Origin of the sequence: Streptomyces sp. NPDC055243 (assembly GCF_044544025.1) — a bacterium.
In the GTDB taxonomy this organism is placed as follows: domain Bacteria; phylum Actinomycetota; class Actinomycetes; order Streptomycetales; family Streptomycetaceae; genus Streptomyces.
Genome location: NZ_JBITWR010000017.1, coordinates 59,032 through 78,816, shown reverse-complemented (window position 1 = coordinate 78,816; position 19,785 = coordinate 59,032). Strand labels below are relative to the sequence as shown.

Sequence of the window (19,785 nt, the reverse complement as noted above, 5' to 3'; positions counted from 1 at the left end):
GCACGCCCCATACATCCCAAGCCGAACGCCCTGGACGTCACCACGGGAAGCAGGAGTTTACTCCTCGACAACCAGGGGGCTGCGAGGGTTTGCCGGGGCACCCCGGCTTTGTGTAGTTCGACCGGATCGCCGCGGACTGGCCATACTCCGGCAAGAAGCGGCACGATGACATGAACGTTCAGGTGCTGGCCAGTCCATTCGGGAGATTGCTGTGGGCCTCGCCCGCGCTGCCCGGTGCGACGGCACGACCTGAAGGTGGCGGCCCGCGAGCACGGCATCATCGACGCCCTCGGCGAGGCCAACCCACGGCGCCTATTAGGCATACCAAGACGCGCCCGAACATCCGAGTTCCCTTCAAGGGGCGCCGCCCTAAGTGTGCTGTTCGGGCACGTTGGTGACGCGAGTGCGGTCTTGCATGGGTGAGGGCCTTCTGGTTTCGGTGGTGACTGCGACATCTACCGCCGAGTGCAGGAGGCCCTCATGTGCCACCGTAACGCGCCGCTCACTCCCACCGGCAGGATGCGCCTGGCCTGGTGCATCGTGGAGGACGGCTGGCCGCTGCGGCGGGCCGCCGAACGATTCCAGGTCAGTCACACCACCGCCAAACGCTGGGCCGACCGATACCGCCTCCAGGGCTGGAGGGGCATGTACGACCGCTCCAGCCGCCCGCATCACTCACCGGGCAAGACGTCGGCCGGTGTCGAGGAACAGGTGGTACGGCTACGCCAGGAACATCGCATCGGCCCCCAACGGATCGCGATACGCAGCCACATCGCCCCCTCGACCGTTCACCGCATCCTGCGTGACCATCACCTGCCGCCGCTGGCCACGCTGGACCGGGTCACCTGTCGGCCCATCCGCCGCTACGAACGCAACCGGCCCGGCGAACTGCTCCACATCGACGTCAAGAAGCTGGGCCGTATCCCCGACGGCGGCGGCCACCGCGTGCTGGGACGGGCCGCAGGCCGCAAGAACCGTGACAGGGCCGGACTGGCCTTCCTGCACACGGCGTTGGACGATCACTCCCGGCTCGCCTACACCGAGGACCTGCCCGACGAGAAGGCGGCCACCTGCGCGGGCTTCCTGCAGCGGGCCGCCGCCTGGTTCGCCGGCCACGGCATCACCGTCGAACGAGTGCTTACCGATAACGCCTGGGCCTACACGAAAACCACCTGGCACGAGACCTGCCGACAGCTGGGCATCCAGCCGCGCTGGACACGGCCCTGGCGTCCGCAGACCAATGGCAAGGTCGAACGCTTCCACCGCACCCTGCTCGATGAATGGGCTTACCACCAGCCCTACACCAACGATGCCGAACGCCAAGCAGCGTTTACCGACTGGCTCGACTGGTACAACTACCACCGACCCCACACCGGAATCAGCGGCCAAACCCCAGCCAGCCGCGTCACCAACGTGTCGGAACGACACACCTAAGCGGTGGCAATGACGTCACAACACCACCAACGCCAAGATCCGATGCGCTGGCGAGCAGGCCATGGCCACGTTTAAGGGCTGGCGCCTCCTGAGCAAGCTGTGCTGCAGTACCAACCGCATCACCGCGATCGTCGAGGCCGTTCTCGCCCTTCACCTCGCTGCCGCGTCAGGTTGAAGAGCCTCAGTGGTCAGACCGCAGCACACGATGCCTCCGGCCGGCCAACCGCCATACGGTCTCAGGCGACCGATGTCCGAGGTGCCCGATAGGTTGGTTACCTTCATACGGGCGGGAGGGGCACCGGGTGGCGGAGCGCGGGGGGCAGGCGGCAGCAGATGGGTTCCAATACCAGTACCTCGTGACACTGGAAGCGCTTCTCGATGCCGCAGAAGACCGCTACCCCGAAGTCGCTGCAGCGCTGATCGAACCTGCAACTACCCCGGATGAAGACTCGACGGACCCCGACGCAATCGACTTCGAACTTGCCGACCAGCACCGCGGCAGCATCCATGCAGCCCAGGTGAAGTCCGGCGGTTCAGGTACGGAGATGTCTGCTCCTGATGCGTTCGGCATCCTGCTTCGGATGATCCGCGCACGGCCGCGGGCAGGGTCGTATCGACTGATCACGAACATGCGGCTCCACCCCAAGGCGGTGCAGTTGAACCGGGCCTTGAGCGTCGACGATCCACACGAGCTCCGCGAACACCTTCAGCGGTTGATGGAGCGCGGACGCTGGCGAGACGAGCCGGCGGGAATGAGCGATGACGAGCTGCACCGACTGGGCCGCGCACGAATCTCGGTCGACTCCAGGCAGCGGTATCAGCTGCGGGATCAGCTCCGGGAACGCATGCGGCGACTCCGTAACGAGCATTGTCGCGGTCTTGGCCATGAGTCGGCCGGCCGACTGACGAACTTTCTGGCATTCGAGATCCATCGCCGTGCTTCGGGCGAGTTCGACGGGATCTTCACCCTGGCGGAGTTCCACGAGGAACTTTTCACCCCAGGGCACCACCTGGCGTATGAGCTCGGCGAGTTCGACTGGGGAATCATGGTGGGGCCGGTGCCGGCTCCACCAGACATCCGCCGCCCAGATCTCATCAGTCACATCCGTGCAGCCTTGACGAGCGGTGGACGCGAACGCGCGGTACCCACCTGCGCACTACTCGGCCCTTCCGGCATCGGCAAGACGAGTACCGCCGCCGACTACGCCTACGACGTGGCCGACTCCTACGACCACATCTTCTGGGTGAACGGCGAGAACAGCACGTCCCTACGCTCCTCTTTTCAGAGAATTCATGACTGGTTGCCCCGTCGCACAGACGACAGCCCAAACACTGACAGCGGTCGGCTCCGTGACCAGGTGCGCACGCGACTTAGCTCCTCGGCCCGCCCCTGGCTCATGATCATCGACAATGTCGTCGACCGGCGTGTGGTGGATCCTTGGATTCCGACCAGCGGGCGCGGCCACGTCCTCATCACCTCGACTAACCAGGTTAGTTGGGCAACTCACCGAGCCAAGGTAACGATCCAGAGCATGACGCCCGATCAGGCCACAGAGCTGATCAGGATGCGCCTGCACCACGAGGAAGTATGGGATGCCCCGAGCCAGCGGACTGCGGCGGCTCTCGCAGAACAGCTTGAGTTCTGGCCACTGGCGGTAGAGCTGGCCTGCGGTCACCTTGCTGGCCGCGAGTTCGGGCTCGAGGAAGCGGGCCGCTATCTGGAGCAGATTCGTGATCTGGCGCTGAACGACCGATACGCCATTCCGCACGGGTACCCCGAAACGCTGGTCGGAGCCATCCGACTGGCTCTGGGACGCTTGATCGACAAGGAAGAGTTGCAGCCCGCATCCGAAGGCGCAGCCCTCGCGCTCTGCCGGGCGGCTTACTTCGCCTCCCGGCAGATCCCGATTTGGCTGCTCTACTTTTCCACCCTGGTGTCCAGCTACGACGCCGACCGGTCGGGTCTTCGCCATCCAAAGGTTTGCGGCCCGCAGGACCAGGTCCCTTTCACTGCCCACGAGATGCATCGCGCACTGCGTACCGAGTCGCTGGCCCGGCGCGATGAGCCGCTGTGCGCGCTGCCTCCGCAAGAATGGTCCGCCGTGCACTGCGAGGGCATCGACGACACGATCAACGTCAACGAGATTGTGCAGCACGTCATTCGCACGCTGGCGGAGAGCCGCACCGACATGTCCGAGATCCTCAGCCAAGCGGCTTACCACGCGCAGGGATGGCTGACGGCGTTCATTGAGGCAGATGACGACGAGCACCTCCTGGCGATCCTGCCGCACGTGCAGAGCCTCGCCGGCCATGCCAGCCGGCTCGGTATCGCCACGGGCACGCTGGCGGTCCTGTGGGGCAACCTGGCTGGCACCTACGTGATGCGGGGGAGGCTGGACGACGCCCGGCAGGCATTCGAGAACGAGCTGGAGTATCTGCTGGCCCGCAAGGAACCCGCGCCCGTGCTTGAACTGAAGACCCGGGCTCAGCTCTCGGACGTATTGAGAAACACCGGTGAAGCGCCGGCTATATGGCTGCACCATCTACAGCGCGCCCGAGACCTCGCCTTCCAACTGGCCGACTCCCGGCCCGAGGACGCGTCCCTGGCCGTCACCAACTGCCTAACAGTGCTCCGCAGTCACACCGGCCATGGCACCCCGGAGCCAGAGGTGCTAGCCCTCGCCGCCGATTTCGACTCGCTGAGCCAACGGATGCCGACCACTCCGTCCGCGCGCATTCAGCGCGAGATTGACCGGATCGATGATGCCCTGACTGCGGAACTCATGACCGACGAGGAAGTCGAGCAATGCTGCCGAACGCTGCTTGAGGACGACGTTCTGCGCGGCGCGCAGCGCCTTCAGCTAAGAGGGTTCCTCACCGAGGCCCTGGTGTATCAGAAGCGATGGAACGATGCCCTGGAACCCCTTCAATCCATCCACGCGTATTCGGTCGAGCGGCCCCTGCATCCGCAGGTAATCGCCAGAACCTTGCACGATGTGGGGCTGCGTGTGGGGCTGTCCGTCGCCTCCGGCGTGCCTGAGTGCCGCGCCGCACTCGTGGTCCTGGTCGGCGAAGCCGACGCACCACCTGCCCCTGAGTGCCATCAAGTGCTATCCATTCTCGTCAGCATCGCGTCACGCATGACGGTCGAGCAGCTCAGTCTCCAGGCGGGGGTGACGTGCATGCCCTTCAAGATGCAGACGTTGCTCCTCCTGGAAGCGGTGCGCGCCGGGGAGCACGCCGCGATTCGCGAAATCTACGATGGCCTCGACGGTCTCGACACGGCGGCACTCGACCGGGATAACGAAATCGGATGGAAACGGCTTTCCCAAGCCGTCATCGCCTCCGCGGTCAGCATGACGCTCCGCGGCGTTTGAGCTGCTCACGCTCTCCCGACTCAGGGCGGCGCCAACCTGGCAGACCGACAGCGACCTCCGGGCTTCCTGTCCCTGAGGAGCGGACAGGCCGTTCTCAGACCTCCCGGGGATCTTGCTGGTCGAGCGCGGCCAGCACGCGAGTTGGATCGTCGATCAGATCGAACAGGCCGCTGGTCCGTCGCGCCCACTGCGCTGGATCCTCTCCCTCCGCGAATGCCGCAGCCGACGCGAACTGGTCCTGGAGGTTGACCGGCAGTCTGCCAGCCAGGGACGCACCAAGCTCTCGGCCCAGGACGGCTCGCGGCGATGGCCGCTGCACGAAGCGGGCCAGCTTGCGGGTCGCCGGGACGGCGGTGCCGCTCGCGCCCTCGAGGGCCGCGACAGCATCGCGCACCCAGCCGCCATCCCCGTTGTCGGGGAGCGGAACAGCGATCCGTTGAACGTTGGCGATCGCGTCCCTTCCCAGCGCGAGCGAGAGCCCTCCCGGGTCCTCGTGGTAATTCAGGTAGCGGGCGGCGTCGACGCCTGGCGGGCAGATCTCGTCGAGCACGACGTCGCCGACGAAGTTGCTGGGGTCGACGAGCCACCCCTCCCGCACTACGGCGGATGGCTTCAGAAGGACCCGATACAGAGAGAACTGGCTGCGCTGATCGGCCTGGTCGCGGATCCGACGCAGCATGTTGTGGACAGCGGCCTCGTACGTGCCGACGTGGAGGGCCTTCGCCCGCTGCCGCGCGGCCCACTCGGCGACCCGCTCATCGCCGCCCATCATTATGCGGGTCTCGGGAGTCAGGACGGCTGCCGCGTCGAAGTTACGCGTCGGCCAGTCCGGCTGCGTGCTCGTGTGGTACCAGAAGAACCGCGCTACCCGGTCGTCGTCGAGCGCCGGGTCATCGGGGTCGACCGTCACCCGGGGCGAGTCCTCGTACTGGCAGGTCATGCCGCAGCCGGGGCAGGTCTCCTTCGCCTGCTCCCAGCGATCGATCCAGTCCAGATCGACGCGCCACCGATGATCGCAGCGCCCACAGAGCATCTGCCGCTCGCGCCAGAAGTCAATCCGCCGTTCCACGGCACCATTCTCCGGAAGCGTCTGACGAAGAACCAAGAGCAGCTGAGGTCTCGAACCCGCCGGAACTTTACTTCCGCGGCGTCTGCTTCGTCGCAGAGCAGGTCGACGATCTACTCCGCGGACCTGCTGGGATCCTCGGAACACAGCTCAGCCGCGCGGCGGGCAGCGTACCGCTTGCCCGCGAAGGCCATCTCCACGTTTAGCAGGGGCTCAGACATGGCAGCGAGAACTGCTCATGCTTCACCCCTACAGGCGATGCGTCTGATGCGACGAGCCCCCGGCAGAGTTGTCGGGGCCTCGTTGCGCTCCGAGGACCGGCTCCCTACAAGACGTTCGCCGTCTTGACGCTCGTGTTGCTGACCGGAACGTCGATCCGGTCCCGAGCGACAACGACCCCGTCTTTGACGACGTAGCACTCGACGACGTGCTTGCCCTTGAAGTCCGAGTGCTCGATGCGGACTCCCCGCTTGCTCGAGTCGACGATCTGGCCGCGGATCGCGTCCCGCCGCTCGGCCTCCGGCCCACAATTGAGCACCTTCCACTTCAGCGTGTAGGGCTCCCCGACCGAGCAACTGGTGACCACGAACCTCAAGCTCTTGTCGGCCTTGAGCAGGATCCCGCCGCGACGCATCGCGCGGAGCCAGGTCGGACGCCACCCGGCCTGCATGACCTCGCAGTCGATGGACAAAGTCTCGGACACGTCGACCGGGAACGCGTCCTCGATGAACTCCTCGGTGTCCCTGAACGACCGGGACGACTCGCTAGTGCTCTTCGCCAGCGGCACCGACGTGCCGAAGACCTCACGCCACTTCTTGTTGGCGGACGTCTTGCCTTCGTCCGCGATCGCCTCGAGGCATCGGTTGTACGCCTTCTTCGCCTTCGGCTGGAACTTCGCCTTGACGTAGACCCGCTGCCGGCTGCCCAGCGCCAGGTAGTACTCCTGTTCTGGCTGATCTTTGAGGAATTCGAAGAAGTCGCGGGCCATGAGGTCGAACGAGCCTGTGCCCGCTGTGTCGTAGTCGTCGGTCTGGTCGAAGAAGTTGTAGACGAGGGTGTCGATGAGCAGGCCGCCCATGTTTACGCCGTTCGCGTTCTTCCAGGCCCGTGCCATCCGGGCAAGGTGGCGCATGTTCGTCGAGGTGCGGTCGTTGCACTCCCTGGTCGCGGCGATCTCCTCGCGCGGCTTGGTGACCTTCCAGCCCTCAGCCTTCGTGTCGGGGTAGGCGAAGCTGCCGTCAGCGTTGTCGAATGCCGGCTGGACCTCGAACTTGAAGGCGTTGGACGTGAACCGCACTCGGACGACGCACTGGTCGACGCAAATCTCCGTGTTCTTGTACCGCGCCTTGAGGTCGTCGCGGACCCTCTCGAGAATCCTCCGCGGGCCGGTGTCCCCGTTGTAGCTCGACCGAATCCCGGGCGGGAGGATGAAGATCATGTCTAGGTCGGACACGCCCTTGATCGCGGTGTGTCGACCGAACGATCCGACCATCAGCTTGTAGTCGGAGCAGCCGTCCTTGTCGCGGAAGTCCTTGTTGAGCGCCTTCGTGATCTCGTCCCGCCGTGAGGCGACCGTCGTGGCCGTCTCCCCGACCTTCAGGTTCTTGAGCAGTGTTTCGAAGATCTCTGAGGTCTTCATCGTCATCCCTCGCCTTCGCCGAGTCGGAGCGCCTCCGGGAGAAAGAGGTCGATCTCGCGCGAGGTGAACGTCATCTCCTCGTTGTTCTGCAGCCCGCCCTGGGCGCGCGCGAACGCCCTGCTGCTCGTCCTGGGCGCGGCGGCATACGCGTCGCGCGCGGCCTGCTGCAGCTCGTCCCGCCGCTCCCGGCCCTCCGCGTTGGAGACGGTGCCGGACATCAGGTCGGCGATGAGGGAGATGTAGGACTCCCGGACGTCCCACAGCCGAGAGGCGATGCCACGGTGGGCCTCGGACTCCTCCTCGAACTTGAAGGTCTTCGTCCCTAGGCTCATCCAGCTGACCAGGAGCGCGATAGAAGAGGTCGCGAGGCTCGTCAACACTGCGTTGCCGAGCAAGCCGACCACCGCGGCAAGGAAGGTGCCCGAGCTGATCGCGGTGAGAGCAATGAGGACGCCCTGCTGCCACCGGTGCTTGGCGAAGCAGATGTCCGCCTGCTTCTCATGGGTCTTGTGGCTGTAGACCACGCGCCCGAAGGCCTCTCGCATCTGCGCCAGAAGGTACGGGTCGCGGTCAGGCACCGTGTCGCTCTCGGGTGTCAATTCGTTCCTACTCGGTCGAGGACTCCTGGACATGCTCCTGAAAGTCAGGTGCACGTCTTCTGAGTATGGCGGCGACCACTGACACTCCGACTGACTCGAGCTACCTCCCCTTCAGCCCGCGTTCGATCCGGGCCGCCCTGCGGCCCTCTCCTGCTTCGCGCAGGTAGCGGAGAGCGGTGGACACGATGCCGCGGAGCCGCGCGCCCTCCTTCTCCGCGGTGGCCCCGCGAAGCTCCTGGCTCCAGGCCCGGACGAGAGCGAGGCTCGGAACAACTGGTGCTGATCCGGGCGGACCGGGGCCGGACCTGGCACCTCGACGACGCCTGTGCCGCGTGCGCGGCCGCGATTACGCAGGCGGCGACCAGGGCTTGAGTTCATGTCGCAACGTTAGAAGCGCACACTGGAACCGGCCTCTGTGCGCGGGGTGGGGCAGGCCGAGCGGGCAACGCCGTTCGGAGCTCAGCGAACGGTATCGAGAAGATCGAGGAGGGCGAGCCTGATCGGCCTTGGTTTCACGAGGGGGTTGTCGTGCAGGACGCTGTCGCTGTCAGCGAGCGGTGCCAGGGCTGCTGTGACGTCGCTGGTCAGTCCGGTGGCGGTGGCCAGAATGCTGGCCATGAGGATCTTCTGGTGATCTGGATTGCTGGGCGCAGCGGTGTAAGTGCGGCCGTGGAGGTGCCACGGGGCGGCGCTGGTGTCCATGGTGTCGGGGCTGATGATGGCGTCGATCACGGCTTGTTCGGCATGGGGGTCACGGCGGACGCGGTGGACCGTTGCCTCGAGGAGTGCGGGGCAGCGAAGTCGGCGTCGCGGCGGTGGAGCCGTTCGGCTATGCGCAGGATGAGGTCGGGTAGGTGGACGACCGGGGCGATGTTGATCGTCACAGCGATGGCTTCGGGCCCTGTCCAGTCGATGCGGTAGGTGCTTTTGCAGGGCTCGGTCAAGGCTGTGCGTGTGCGGGTCGTCCGGGAAGAGGCGGGCCAGGGCGATGCGACGCCAGCTGGTGACGGCCATGTCGATGTCGTCGTCAGGGATCAGTTGTGCTGCCGGTGTTCTGCCCGGGGGGTGGATCAGGAGTTCCAGCAGTTCACGCTTAGGGTCATGGAGCGGGTGAAGTCTGTCCGCAACGTGGAGCACGGGCTCGGGGTCGTTGTTGGCCTACCAGCCCGACGACGTCCTCCAGGGCGAGGCCGGCCGTGTCGGCGAGCGCAGGCTGCCGTCGACGGGGGCGGCGTCGATGTACGGCAGGCTCGGCACCATCTGGCCGACGACCTGCCCGTCCGTCGCCGCACGGTAGCGGGCGAGCAGCAGCGGGTCATCCAGAAGTTCGGCGAGCCGCTTGGGCATCCCGTCCACTGTTCGGACACCCCCGCCATCAGGTGATCGCGGTGTGGGTCTGCAGGCCGCAGATGACGCGCAGGGAGTGGGTGCCCTGGTCGGCGGAGACCGCGTGCCACACCCCGCGCGGCACGTACAGGACGTCGCCCGGCCACAGGACTAGGGCCGGTCTTCAAACGGGTCTTTGCCCACAATAGGACCGATGCGAGTGTGACCGCCGCTTCGTAGGAGGCGGCGGTCTTCTCGTATCGCGTTGCGATGCCGCGGGACCCCTTGAGCCGGTTGAAACAACGCCCAAGGATGTTGCGTTGTTGGTAGATGCGCCGGTCGAACCCGGGTGGTCGCCCGCCGTGGTGGCCGCGATTGTACCGGTGTTGCTGCTGGTCGCTATTCTCCGGGATGGTGTGCGCGATACCGCGGCGGCGCAGGTAGGTGCGGAAGCCGCGGGAGCTGTAAGCCTTGTCCGTCGAAGAGCTCGCCGAGAGAAGCGGCCTGAGCTTCTACATCGAGCACGGTCAGCGAAACCCCAGCATCCTCACCGTGGCTGACATCGCGAAGGCCTCGATGTCACCCCAGGTGAACTCGCTGACCACCTCTCAGCCGAGTAACCAGGAGCCCACTCACACCTCACCGACAGCCGAGCGCCCTGGCCAGCTACCGCGCCTACGACCGGGCCGGGGCCGGCCAACGTTGCGGGTAACGCCGCAGATGCTTCATACGGTGCGCAACTGGCCACTAGTGGCTTCTGAGCGTCGGCGAGGGGGCTGCGCGGCGTGGCTCAGTCACTTCTGATGTCTGCCGCAGCAGTTCTTGAACTTGCGTCCCATTCGCATCATGCAGGGGCACGGGCTGTTCCTGCTCGGCCGGATGACAGTGACCGGCACGGTGGCGCCGACGGTGTGGCCCAGGGCGATGGCGCGAGACAGATACGACGGGTCGTCTGAGGCCATGCCTTGAAGGTTCCTGCCGATGACTACGGTCAATGATCCCTCAAGTGCTTTTTGGTACCAGTGCGGCAGGAAGTTGAGCGGCCCTGGAGGCAGGAGCAGCCCGTGCGGCCCGACGATGGACAGTCTGTGGTCTTCCAGACGTGCTTTGACGCACCCGTTGTCGATGGTGGGAAAATGGCGCAAGGCCAGGGTCTGCCCGTCTTCCACGGAGAGCGCGCTCAGGAGGTTGGTGAAGCCGGCTTCCTGGTAACGCCGAAGGATGAGATCTGTGCTTCCGCTGTCCTGGCTGGCGGGGCCGTAGCCTCCGTAGCAGTCGGCGATGATGCCTGGGCTGTCCCCACCGAAGAGGATGCACTCAACCTCGTAGCTCTCGGAGGCCTGTTGCGGTGCTGGGCCATCCGACTGGATCACGGATGATGGCATGCAGTGCGGGTGTGCCAGGGTCAGGACAACCTGGCCCGCCCGCGCATGACGCAGGGCGAGGAGTTCGGCCTCTCCGGTCTCACCGATCAGCAGGTTGCATGCCGTGCACGTCTGCCGTGAGTTCTCGAGCCGGATCAGGATCTCCCCGATGTCCGCTCCGGCAAGTTCGTCACGGACGGTCTCCGACATGTTGATCTTTCTCGTCCTGGTCTCGGTACGGGTGCTGCTGGCAGGGTGGGAGGTTCCGGACGCAGGTTCCTGATCCAGGCGGTGCTTGAGAGCCTCGATGGCTGCCATGACGCGGTCATCGAGGCGCTTGCCGTGGCCAGTCAGATCGCTGAACGGGGGCGCGTCGCCGTCTGGCGATGTCTCATAGTGCAAGGCCAGGAGGTGAAGGAGTGCCTTCGCCGCGTCTGGCCAGTTGTCGAGGTCGTGATGGAGGCAGAACGCTTCGCGTGCATGTGTGCGGGAGAGGTCGGCACTCCCGAGTGCGTGGTACGCCTGGGCCAAATTGAAGTGACAGGTGGCGAGACTTGGTCTGTCGCCGAGTTGATCGCTGAGCGACAAGGAAGCGTGAAACTCCGCGACGGCCCGCTCGAGGTCGCCGGCTTCTGCGTAATGGGCACCCAGCGTGACGCGCAGAACAACTTCGACCGATTTCATGCCCAACTGCTGGGCCGGGGAGATGAGCTGGGTCAGCGAAGCAACGGCCTCGGTTTGTCCGTTGCTGAGCCGGCACATCTCGGCATGGGTGCGAGCGACGATCAGGAGATAGTGATCGCTCCGCTCAGCGGCTACCTCGGCTGCCTTGTCGTACTGGTCGACTGCTGCTGGCCAATCGCCGTGCCGTGCATGCGTGTTGCCCAGAGCAAGACAGCAGTCAAGGATGCCCGCGGCATGGCCGGCCTGCTCGTACAGGTCGAGTGCCTCGGTGATGGAGGACATAGCCTCCTGGTGCAGATCTCGGCGCGAATAGACCGTGGCCAGGGCGCGCAGTGCTTTGGCTTTGGTGGTTGGTCTGGTGGTCGCGGATGTCGCCGAGACGATGGATCGGAGGATCGCGGCGCCCTCTTGCCATCGTCCTGCGACAATAAGGGCTTCCCCGAGGGCCGCTCTGATCTGATCGAGTGAATGCTTGTCGTCCGTGGCCTCGAGACAACCCGCAGCTTCAGTGAACAGGTCTACGGCTTCGTTGATCTGCCCCAGTTGCCAGAGGTACTTGGCCTTCTTCTGCAGTGCCTCAGCGAGGACACCTGGGTGGTCAATCGATTGGGCCATGTCGATCGCCTCTGCGAAGTACTTCTCTGCTTCAGCGAGCTGCCCAAGCGCCCCGTGGTAGGTGGCGAGGTAGGCCAGGGAGCGTGCTGCGTGGTCGTAGTCGCCGATCCCGTAAGCCAAGTTGACGCACTCCGCGAGAAGAGCGGCAGCCTGGTCCACGTCTGCCTGGCCCGCAGCCTGATCGCCGAGCTGGAAGAGAACTCTCACCTGGCCCTGGACATCCCCTGTGTCCCGGTAAATGGCGAGAGCGGCCTGCAGCGGCTGCGGCGGGGCCGATTCTGGGCGCTGCTCGACTGGCGTCTTGGCCAGTTCCATCAGCGCCCTGGCTTCCCACTCCCGGCTTCCCACGTCACACGCACGTTGGATGTCCTGGCAGGCCTCACGGGCCGCCTCAGTCGACCGGCCTGTGCGGCGCAGCAGCGCGGAGATCGCTCCACGGCTGGCCAGGTCCGCAGGGCTACCCAGCAAGGACATGTTCCTGCTGTTCAGGAGGTATTCCTCAGCCCGGCGGAACTGGCCGATCGCTGCGTGAGCCAGGCCGAGATTGCTCAGGACATGAGCCAACACAGCACGGTCGTCGGTGATTCGCCAGAAGGGCAGACCACGACGCAGCAGTGGGATGGCCTCTCGGCTCCGCCCGAGGTTGATCAGCAGCGTGCTCAGGCTGAGCTCCGCCTGGAACATCTGGTGGAGGTTGCCCGTCTCGTGCGCCGCCCGGGCGCTGCGGTGCAAGAGTTCGGCAGCGCGCTGGCTGTCACCGAGGTGAGCGGCAACCGCGGCGAGGTTGTGCTGAGCCGACGATGTCCATTCGGGCTCTCCGCAACGGGTGCCTGCCTCGAGCACACACAGAGACACCCGCTCGAGATCAGTCCAGTGGCTGCCGTGTGCCAGAAAACCCGTGAGCTCTGAAGCCAAATGGATCAAGGGTTCCCACACTTCGTGCTGCCGGGCCAGTGCCGTCATCGCCACGGCGCCCGGACGGTCAGCGTTAAGAGCGCGTAGGGCGACCGCGTTGCTCTGCGCGGGCACAGTCGCTTCCTCGTCCATGAAGCCGATCGCTTCCGCCGAGGACCTTGTCCGGACGGCGAGCATGACGCACGTCTGACGGATGACGGCTTCACGGCGCGTTCCGGAGAGGGCCGCTGACGTGTGTCGGGCAAACCGGTGCAGGATGTCGTGAAGCACATACCGGTCTTCATCAATCTGCTCGATGAGGCACAGTTCGAAGAGTGAGTCGAGCAGGTCCGCGACGTCGTCGACGTGGTTCGCGTCGAATTCCTCCAGCGAGCTGACTGTCGAGGCAGCAACGACATCCGTTGTGACCGACATGTGCGGCAGAATCCCCAGGGTGGTGAAGAGGTCTGCCTGGCCCGGCCTCAGGGCCGCGAAGCTGGTCTCAAGCACGGGCAGGATCGCGTCCTGACCGGCTTTGAGGGTCCGCACCCCACGGTCAGGACTGGCCACGGCTTCAAGGAAGCGACTCACATTCGCCCTGGGACGGCTCGCCAAATGAGCGGCTGCAATCTGCAGAGCAAGCGGATGCCCGGCGCACGCTTCGGCCAGCGCCGACACCTGTGCGTCGGTAAGCCGATCGAGGCCTGCGATGGCGCGTACCAGCTCTTCACCGTGCTCGGCAGACAGCGGCTGGAGCTCGACAGGGCTGACGAGACCTGTGAGGCCGCTCAGCTTGGCCCGACTCGTACATACCAACGCGAAGGGCCCGTCCATCCGCAGAACGTCAAGGAGAGCTTCCTCCGAGGTGACGTCGTCGATGAAGAGAAGCACTCTGCTGTGAGCCAGCGACGTGCGGAGCAGCGCCAACTGTTGTGCACGCTGTTCAGGAAGGGGGCCCTTGCGGGAAACGAGAGCCCGCAACAGCGCCGACACCAGATCGGTCGGCTGTCCGTCGTCGACCGAGAGGGAGAGGTTGAGGTGAAATTGCCCGTCCGGGTACGCCTTGGCAGCCAGTGTCGACAGCCGTAGAGCAACAGCGCTCTTGCCGATCCCAGGAGCCCCCGTCACCACCACCGCTCGCCGGGCACCCTGCTCCGAACCTTCCAGCACACTGAGGCCCTCGGCGACTTCAGTCTCACGTCCGAACAGGGAGCGCACTTCCCGAGGCAAGCCGGGGGTTGCGCTGAAGTCTGCACCGAGAGGGGCGTCTGCCAATTGCTTGACGAACTCATCCAGCCGCGCCAGTACGTCGCCAGGCAAGACCGCGTCGGCGTTGGCGTGGCGGAGGTCCTTGCTGTCGTCCAGCAACCGGCAGATCTTGTCGTAGTGCCAGACCTCCACCCCCTCGAGCGGCAGACCGAGAGCGCGTGCGCGCTCCCAGAGCGCAGCCTGGACGCGGTCGATGCCCCCCGTCCCAGGGACTGACGACAGCACGACGTTGGTGGTGACGAGCAGGTAGTTGGGCACACGTCCGTTGCGGACACGGTTCGACTCCGGATTCGCCCATTCCTCCAACTCGGTAATCATGTGGCCAACCAGCCACTTTGCGTTGCTGGCAGCGTCCTCCGGGCGCTTGCGGAACTTCGCCTGGAGCACGCCGTAGCCGGCCCAGGGAGCATCGCGCGTAGGGAAGTTGCTCAAGGCTTCGAAGGAGGCTTCGCGGCCGCCATCGGGGCCATGGCCGAAGATCTGCACGGACGGCCCGAGCAGGCGCAGTGCCAACGCTTGGGACAACTCCTCGAACCGCTGTGGCCCGAGGCGGGTGAGGGCGTAGTCGTTCACAGTGGGCATGGTGGTACACAGCACTGACAATGAGACACAGCGTCTCGCCAGAACCGGGGTATATGGAACGCGCTGAAGCAATGCACCGCGGCGGGGGGACCAGAACGGCACAGTCGTACTGCCTCACTCTCGGCGCCCCGTCAAGTCGCCCTCGACGCTCGGAGGCTCCTAGTAGGACTCCGTTAGGTTGCTCTGGCTCTTGGGTTTGGGCCGGTGGTTGATGTTCTGGGCAGGGGGCGGTGGCAGGTGGTGCAGGTGCCTGTCCAGCAGTTCAGCAGGTCCTGGATGGTGTCGAGGATCTGGTAGAGGGTGAGTCCTCTGTATCGGCTTTTGGGGCCAGGCGCTGTTCGGTCAGGAACGTGTGGGCGGCGGTGACCGGGGTGACGTGGTGGTGCCAGCCGTTCCAGGAGCGTCCCTCGAAGTGGTCCAGGCCCAGGCCGTTCTTGAGTTCCCGGTAGTCGTGCTCGATCCGCCAGCAGGTCTTGGCCAGGCGCACCAGTTCAGCAAGCGGGGTGTCCTGGGGCAGGTTGGACAGCCAGTAATCGGTGGGTGCGTCGGCGCCTTCGGGCCATTCGACAAGCAGCGTCACCTCGGGCAGGACACCGTCCCACAAGCCTTCCCGGGCGGTGGCGGCAGCCTGGGCCAGGCGGCGGGCTCTGACCCCGGCCGGCCGCACCCGCAGTGCCAAAGAGTGCGAACGCACCGGTCCACGGGAGCCTTTTCGCCAGGTCACCTCGGTGAACGCCTGCCGCCCCTGGCCGGCCGCCAGCGCGGCCACCGGCAACGCCTTGTCCCGGTAGCGGGGCTGCGGCTTGCGGCCGTTGCCCGACCAGGGCGGCGCGAGGGGCTCGGCACCGTGCGAATGGACGGTCACATCCGAGCGGATGGCCACGACATAGTCGATGCCCCGCTCGCTCAGGCCGTCGCGGAAGTCGGCGTTCTGCCCGTAGCCGGCATCAGCCACCGCCACCGGCGGGATGAGGCCCCACCCGGCCAGCTCGTTCAACGTGTCCAGGGCCAGGCGCCACTTCTCCCGGTGCCCGATGTCCTCAGGGATCCCCGTCTTGCGCCGGCGGACGGCGTCGTGCGGCCATTCCTGGGGCACGAACAGGCGCCACTGCAGCGGACAGGACGCGGCATCGGAGACCGCGTGCATGCTCACCGCGGCCTGGCAGTTGGCCTGCTTGCCCAAAGCTCCGCAGTACTGGCGCGCGACCGCCACCGACAGCTTCCCGTCCTTGAGGAACGACACGTCATCGACCGCCCACGCATCCGGGCCGATCAACGGCACCATCCGCTGCGCGATCCGCCGCCGCACCGGCACCGGATCCTACGTCGACTGGTTCACGAACTGCTGCAGGTTCTGCTCGTTGCCGTCCGGCAGCCGCGCAGCCATGGCCTGGATCGACTGGCGGCGGCCGTCCACCATCAGTCCCCGCAGATAGCAGTCGCTCTTGGCCCGCTGGTCCTTGCGCGGCACCGACGCGAACACGTCAGCCACGAATAACGCCAACTTCGCCCGAGCACGGTTCACTTCGTACGCGTTCACACACCCACCAGCCGCTGAACACCACCGACAGAAAGACTTAACGGAGTCCTAATAGGCAGTTAGGCGGCTAGCTATCCGCCTAGCCGGATCAACCGGAGCAGCTCTCGTGCCTGATCACTCCCTCTATGCCCGCCGGCTGCGGGAAATCGCCGACGCGCTCGACACTGAGTGCCAGCCAACCGCTGACGCTCTTACGCCGCACCCGGCCACGCTGGACGTCATCAGCAACCGGCACACCAAACACGGACAACTCAACTACGCCGTCCCCGAGGCGCTGGAGCTCCAGCGCCGGATCCGCCGTTTCCACGCCGACACCGGCCTACCGCACGGGGACATCGTGGCACTGGCCGTTGACACCTGGCTCCGCTCAAAGGGCTACCCACCGGACCCCCTGCGACGGGTCGTGACCAGCACGGGCGTACGGCTGTCTCAGAAAGCCATCACCGAGGCACATCCGTTACGTAGCCCTCAGAGGCGCCCAACTGCGCTCCTGACCATAAGCACCGGCGCCAGCTCCCGGTCAGAGATGGTAGCCACTGGGGGCAGCGTCCCATCGCGGCTGACGTCTGGCCGCGTATGTCATCGGCGGGCTGGGGGCGGCGGCCGTCCAACCTCCGTGGACAGAACAGCTAGGGCTGGCCCACACGTCCCAACCGGCCGGATATGAACTCTGCGGTTGTGTAGTCCTTCCCCCGTTCAGCTGACTGGAGAGCATCTGCGAAGGTAGCCGCTGTATCAGCGGCGAGACGGTCACCCTGGACCATGCGTGCCAACAGCTTGTGAATGCTGAAGGGGGTGAGGTTGTGGTGGAGTGATTCAACGCGTGCGTTGTAGTCCTCGCACAGCATGTACGGGTCCATCTGCTGAAGCCGCTCGGCCATAGCCATGATCACTGATTCTGCCCAGTGCTCCGCCGGATGTCTCAGGCTCCTGCCGCTGCGCATGATGTCCTGGATCTCCACGACCCGCTCCGGCGCGACAAGTTCGCCGGTGTCGACGGGTTCGCCGAGCCAGTCGAGTTGCCCCAGAGCTGCGACCGCCAAGTCTTTGATGCCCGGTGGGCCCTGGCTTGCCAGGCGTTCCAGCTCGTCGACGACGACGTCCAGCAGGACACGGCGTTGCGACATGAGTTCGCTCTGGACCGTCTGGCGCAAGTTGTCATCAGCAGCAAGGGACAACAGCGAGGATGTGTCGACGAACCACAGGACGGGCTTTGCGGGCGCGGGAGTCGTCACCGCGCTGGTCGGCGTCAGACGAGCACCTCGGGATCAGCTTCCATCACCGCATCCCACAGAGCATCGTCGTCCTCGCGTTGCAGCAAGGTCGCCACTACGCTCAGGCCCATTCGCTGCTTGCGGGCTGCGTCTACTGCGGCGCTCAAGAGACGCTCGGGCGCGCGGACTGTCTGCCGGACCGTGATCCCCGCACCGGTGGGAGCCACCGAGGCGTGGCGTGTGACGAGATCGCCCACCTTCTGGCTGCGCAGGCGCTTGCTCTGATCGTAGGTGATCAAGCCGATGACGCAGAACTGGTAGACCAGGGCTGCCAGCGAAACGCCGAACTGCTCCATGAGCGCAACCATGCTGCGCTCGGTGACACGTTCGGCACTCAGCCATTTCAAGGTCTCGCGGATACCGTCCTCGGGCATTAGCAAGTGGCCCGCAAAGGCGTTCACACGCCTTTCTTGCAGGTCGTCGGCGAACATGTCCCGCTCGCCCTCGTTGATGACGTCTCGCGGGTCGCCTAGCAGGTGGTGGCCCAGTTCATGGGCGAGTGTGAATCGCACATGGCCTTGTGAGAAATCAGTGCTGGCCACGATCAGCGCCACGTCGTCCCCGTGGATGCACAGCCCATCCGTTTGGGTTCCGAGCGGAGACAACGCTACGTCGACGCCGAAGTGTCGCTCGATCAGTCCGGGCAAGTCACCTAGTTCGTGCGACCCCAGGCAAAGGTTGCGTCGCATCTGCTCGGCCAGCTGTTTGCCTTGGCGTTCGGCCTCGGCCTTGTTGCGCGGACGTCGGGACAGTTCCTTGCGTGCGTAGTCGAAGACCTGCTGCCCTGCTGCGGTCGGCAAGGCGGGCTGCGGCGCCGCGCGCTGGGCCAGAACGTCCTCGACCTCAAGCAACTGCAGGGCGCGGCGCTTGGCGTTGCTGTTCTCGTCTGGGCTGGTGTCGCCTGCCAGCCGGTGAGCCATGGCCAAGGTCGGCCGGGAAGGCTGCCCGAGCAGATGAGCTACCGTGACGCCCAAGGCTGCCGCGAACTTCGGCAGCTCCCGGACGCTGATTTTACGTCGACCGTTTTCGATCTTTGAGATTTGGTCCTTACCCAGCCCAACGAGCGTGCCGAGGGCATCGCCCGTCAGTGCACGGCGAGTGCGAGCCTGTCCGACTCGGCGTCCGACGTCGGCAGGGCTTGCAGCCTGGGCCGAGGGCTCTTCAGGCAGCAGCGGACTCAGCGCTTCCATGCCTGTCAGTCCACCTTGCATATCCGCCTCCCCTCGCGCCGTCCAGCTTTCCGTTACCAGTGTCGCAACCAATCACCAAAATCGCAACTACTTCTATGCGATGGTTGCGAAAATGGCTCGGCGTGATGCGCCGAGTGAGTCCACACCACGTGTCCAGGCCTGAACTGTGCAGGCAACGTGCCGGCCGCCCGTAGCCCAGTCGATGCGCGAGGATCTACGTGCCTGCAGATTCCGCAATGCGCAGGAAAGGCACACCAGCGCACCGAAACCCCACGCCCTCGGGACGACTGCGCCGATAGGGCAGCCGCAAAGGAGGACGCTCCAGCAAGATCGCCTCTTCGGCTTCTAGTGGGGACTGCTCGCCGCCAAATCGTTGAGGACAGCGTTGACCGTGGACCAACAAAGATCGGCTGTGTCGAAGTCTGCGCTGTGTTTGGCCCGCTTCTCCGCAAGGGGGTGGACCAGGTTGCGGTAGGTCCGCAGCAGGTCCGAGGCCATTTTTGCGTCCTGGTCGATCCACTGGTTGGTGTGGGCGTGCTGAATGAGGTCCTGCAGCCGGGTATCGCGGGCGGGCCTGGGCAACGGAACGATGGCAGGCCTGACGTCGGCGGCGTGGACGAGGACGCCTTCGAGGAGGCTCCCGAGCATGATGACGGCGGAGGTGTAGGCGCCGTGTTCTTGGCAGATGCGGGCTTCGTCGAGGCGTAGCTGAACGGCGCGGGCTAGGTCGGGATCGGAGACGATGTCGGTGATGGCAACCTTGAGCTCTACGCGCTGCGGGCGGGGGGGGGTCGTCGGGGTCGTACTCGATGAGGAGCGGGCGGCCCTTGCGGTATTCGACGCGGCGGCTCTCGAGGGCGAGGACTTTCTGGAGGCGTTGGATGACAGCGTCGTAGTCGGCGGGCTGTTGTTGGTATTCGCGCCGGTCGGCC

At 65.5% G+C, this 19,785-nt stretch carries 13 protein-coding genes and 4 pseudogenes; 4 read left to right on the top strand and 13 right to left on the bottom strand.

The features are described 5' to 3' along the window. Positions 1 to 119: 119 nt before the first annotated feature. The 4 genes and pseudogenes from ACIGXX_RS35890 to ACIGXX_RS35875 form a co-directional block, all read left to right on the top strand. Positions 120 to 300, top strand: a pseudogene (locus tag ACIGXX_RS35890) (transposase family protein); the annotation flags it as partial. A gap of 180 nt (positions 301 to 480) precedes the next feature. Then, complete coding sequence (locus ACIGXX_RS35885; protein WP_399982114.1) at positions 481 to 1,434, top strand: IS481 family transposase; 954 nt, start codon at positions 481 to 483, stop codon at positions 1,432 to 1,434. 19 nt (positions 1,435 to 1,453) lie between these two features. Further along, positions 1,454 to 1,609, top strand: a pseudogene (locus ACIGXX_RS35880) (IS5/IS1182 family transposase); the annotation flags it as partial. Positions 1,610 to 1,790: 181 nt separating this feature from the next. Further along, positions 1,791 to 4,811 (top strand): NB-ARC domain-containing protein, encoded by a 3,021-nt coding sequence (locus ACIGXX_RS35875; RefSeq protein ID WP_399982111.1) that lies wholly within the window; start codon positions 1,791 to 1,793, stop codon positions 4,809 to 4,811. 94 nt (positions 4,812 to 4,905) lie between these two features. Here the strand turns inward: ACIGXX_RS35875 and ACIGXX_RS35870 are convergent, their stop codons facing one another. The 13 genes and pseudogenes from ACIGXX_RS35870 to ACIGXX_RS35810 form a co-directional block, all read right to left on the bottom strand. Then, entirely contained in the window at positions 4,906 to 5,880 is a 975-nt protein-coding gene (locus ACIGXX_RS35870) for a hypothetical protein (protein WP_399982108.1), read from the bottom strand. A gap of 322 nt (positions 5,881 to 6,202) precedes the next feature. Further along, entirely contained in the window at positions 6,203 to 7,516 is a 1,314-nt protein-coding gene (locus tag ACIGXX_RS35865; protein WP_399982105.1) for a nucleotidyltransferase, read from the bottom strand. Between the two features lie 2 nt (positions 7,517 to 7,518). Continuing rightward, positions 7,519 to 8,061, bottom strand: coding sequence for an SLATT domain-containing protein (locus ACIGXX_RS35860; RefSeq protein ID WP_399982102.1), 543 nt, complete (start codon positions 8,059 to 8,061; stop codon positions 7,519 to 7,521). 513 nt (positions 8,062 to 8,574) lie between these two features. Further along, complete coding sequence (locus tag ACIGXX_RS35855; protein ID WP_399982098.1) at positions 8,575 to 8,847, bottom strand: hypothetical protein; 273 nt, start codon at positions 8,845 to 8,847, stop codon at positions 8,575 to 8,577. Continuing rightward, positions 8,844 to 9,059, bottom strand: a complete 216-nt coding sequence (locus ACIGXX_RS35850; RefSeq protein WP_399982095.1) for a hypothetical protein — start codon at positions 9,057 to 9,059, stop codon at positions 8,844 to 8,846. Before ACIGXX_RS35850 ends, ACIGXX_RS35855 begins: the two co-directional genes overlap by 4 nt. Before the next feature lie 214 nt (positions 9,060 to 9,273). Beyond that, positions 9,274 to 9,462, bottom strand: a complete 189-nt coding sequence (locus tag ACIGXX_RS35845; protein ID WP_399982092.1) for a hypothetical protein — start codon at positions 9,460 to 9,462, stop codon at positions 9,274 to 9,276. Between the two features lie 28 nt (positions 9,463 to 9,490). Continuing rightward, complete coding sequence (locus tag ACIGXX_RS35840; RefSeq protein ID WP_399982089.1) at positions 9,491 to 9,586, bottom strand: hypothetical protein; 96 nt, start codon at positions 9,584 to 9,586, stop codon at positions 9,491 to 9,493. Positions 9,587 to 9,704: 118 nt separating this feature from the next. Continuing rightward, a pseudogene (locus ACIGXX_RS35835) lies at positions 9,705 to 9,866 on the bottom strand (IS5/IS1182 family transposase); the annotation flags it as partial. Positions 9,867 to 10,235: 369 nt separating this feature from the next. Further along, positions 10,236 to 14,840, bottom strand: a complete 4,605-nt coding sequence (locus ACIGXX_RS35830; RefSeq protein WP_399982086.1) for a tetratricopeptide repeat protein — start codon at positions 14,838 to 14,840, stop codon at positions 10,236 to 10,238. A 271-nt stretch (positions 14,841 to 15,111) separates the two neighbouring features. Further along, a pseudogene (locus tag ACIGXX_RS35825) lies at positions 15,112 to 16,389 on the bottom strand (IS701 family transposase). Between the two features lie 629 nt (positions 16,390 to 17,018). Continuing rightward, positions 17,019 to 17,624 (bottom strand): hypothetical protein, encoded by a 606-nt coding sequence (locus ACIGXX_RS35820; RefSeq protein ID WP_399982083.1) that lies wholly within the window; start codon positions 17,622 to 17,624, stop codon positions 17,019 to 17,021. Between the two features lie 14 nt (positions 17,625 to 17,638). Next, complete coding sequence (locus ACIGXX_RS35815; RefSeq protein ID WP_399982080.1) at positions 17,639 to 18,853, bottom strand: helix-turn-helix domain-containing protein; 1,215 nt, start codon at positions 18,851 to 18,853, stop codon at positions 17,639 to 17,641. A gap of 345 nt (positions 18,854 to 19,198) precedes the next feature. Then, positions 19,199 to 19,501 (bottom strand): hypothetical protein, encoded by a 303-nt coding sequence (locus tag ACIGXX_RS35810; RefSeq protein ID WP_399982077.1) that lies wholly within the window; start codon positions 19,499 to 19,501, stop codon positions 19,199 to 19,201. Positions 19,502 to 19,785 lie beyond the last annotated feature (284 nt).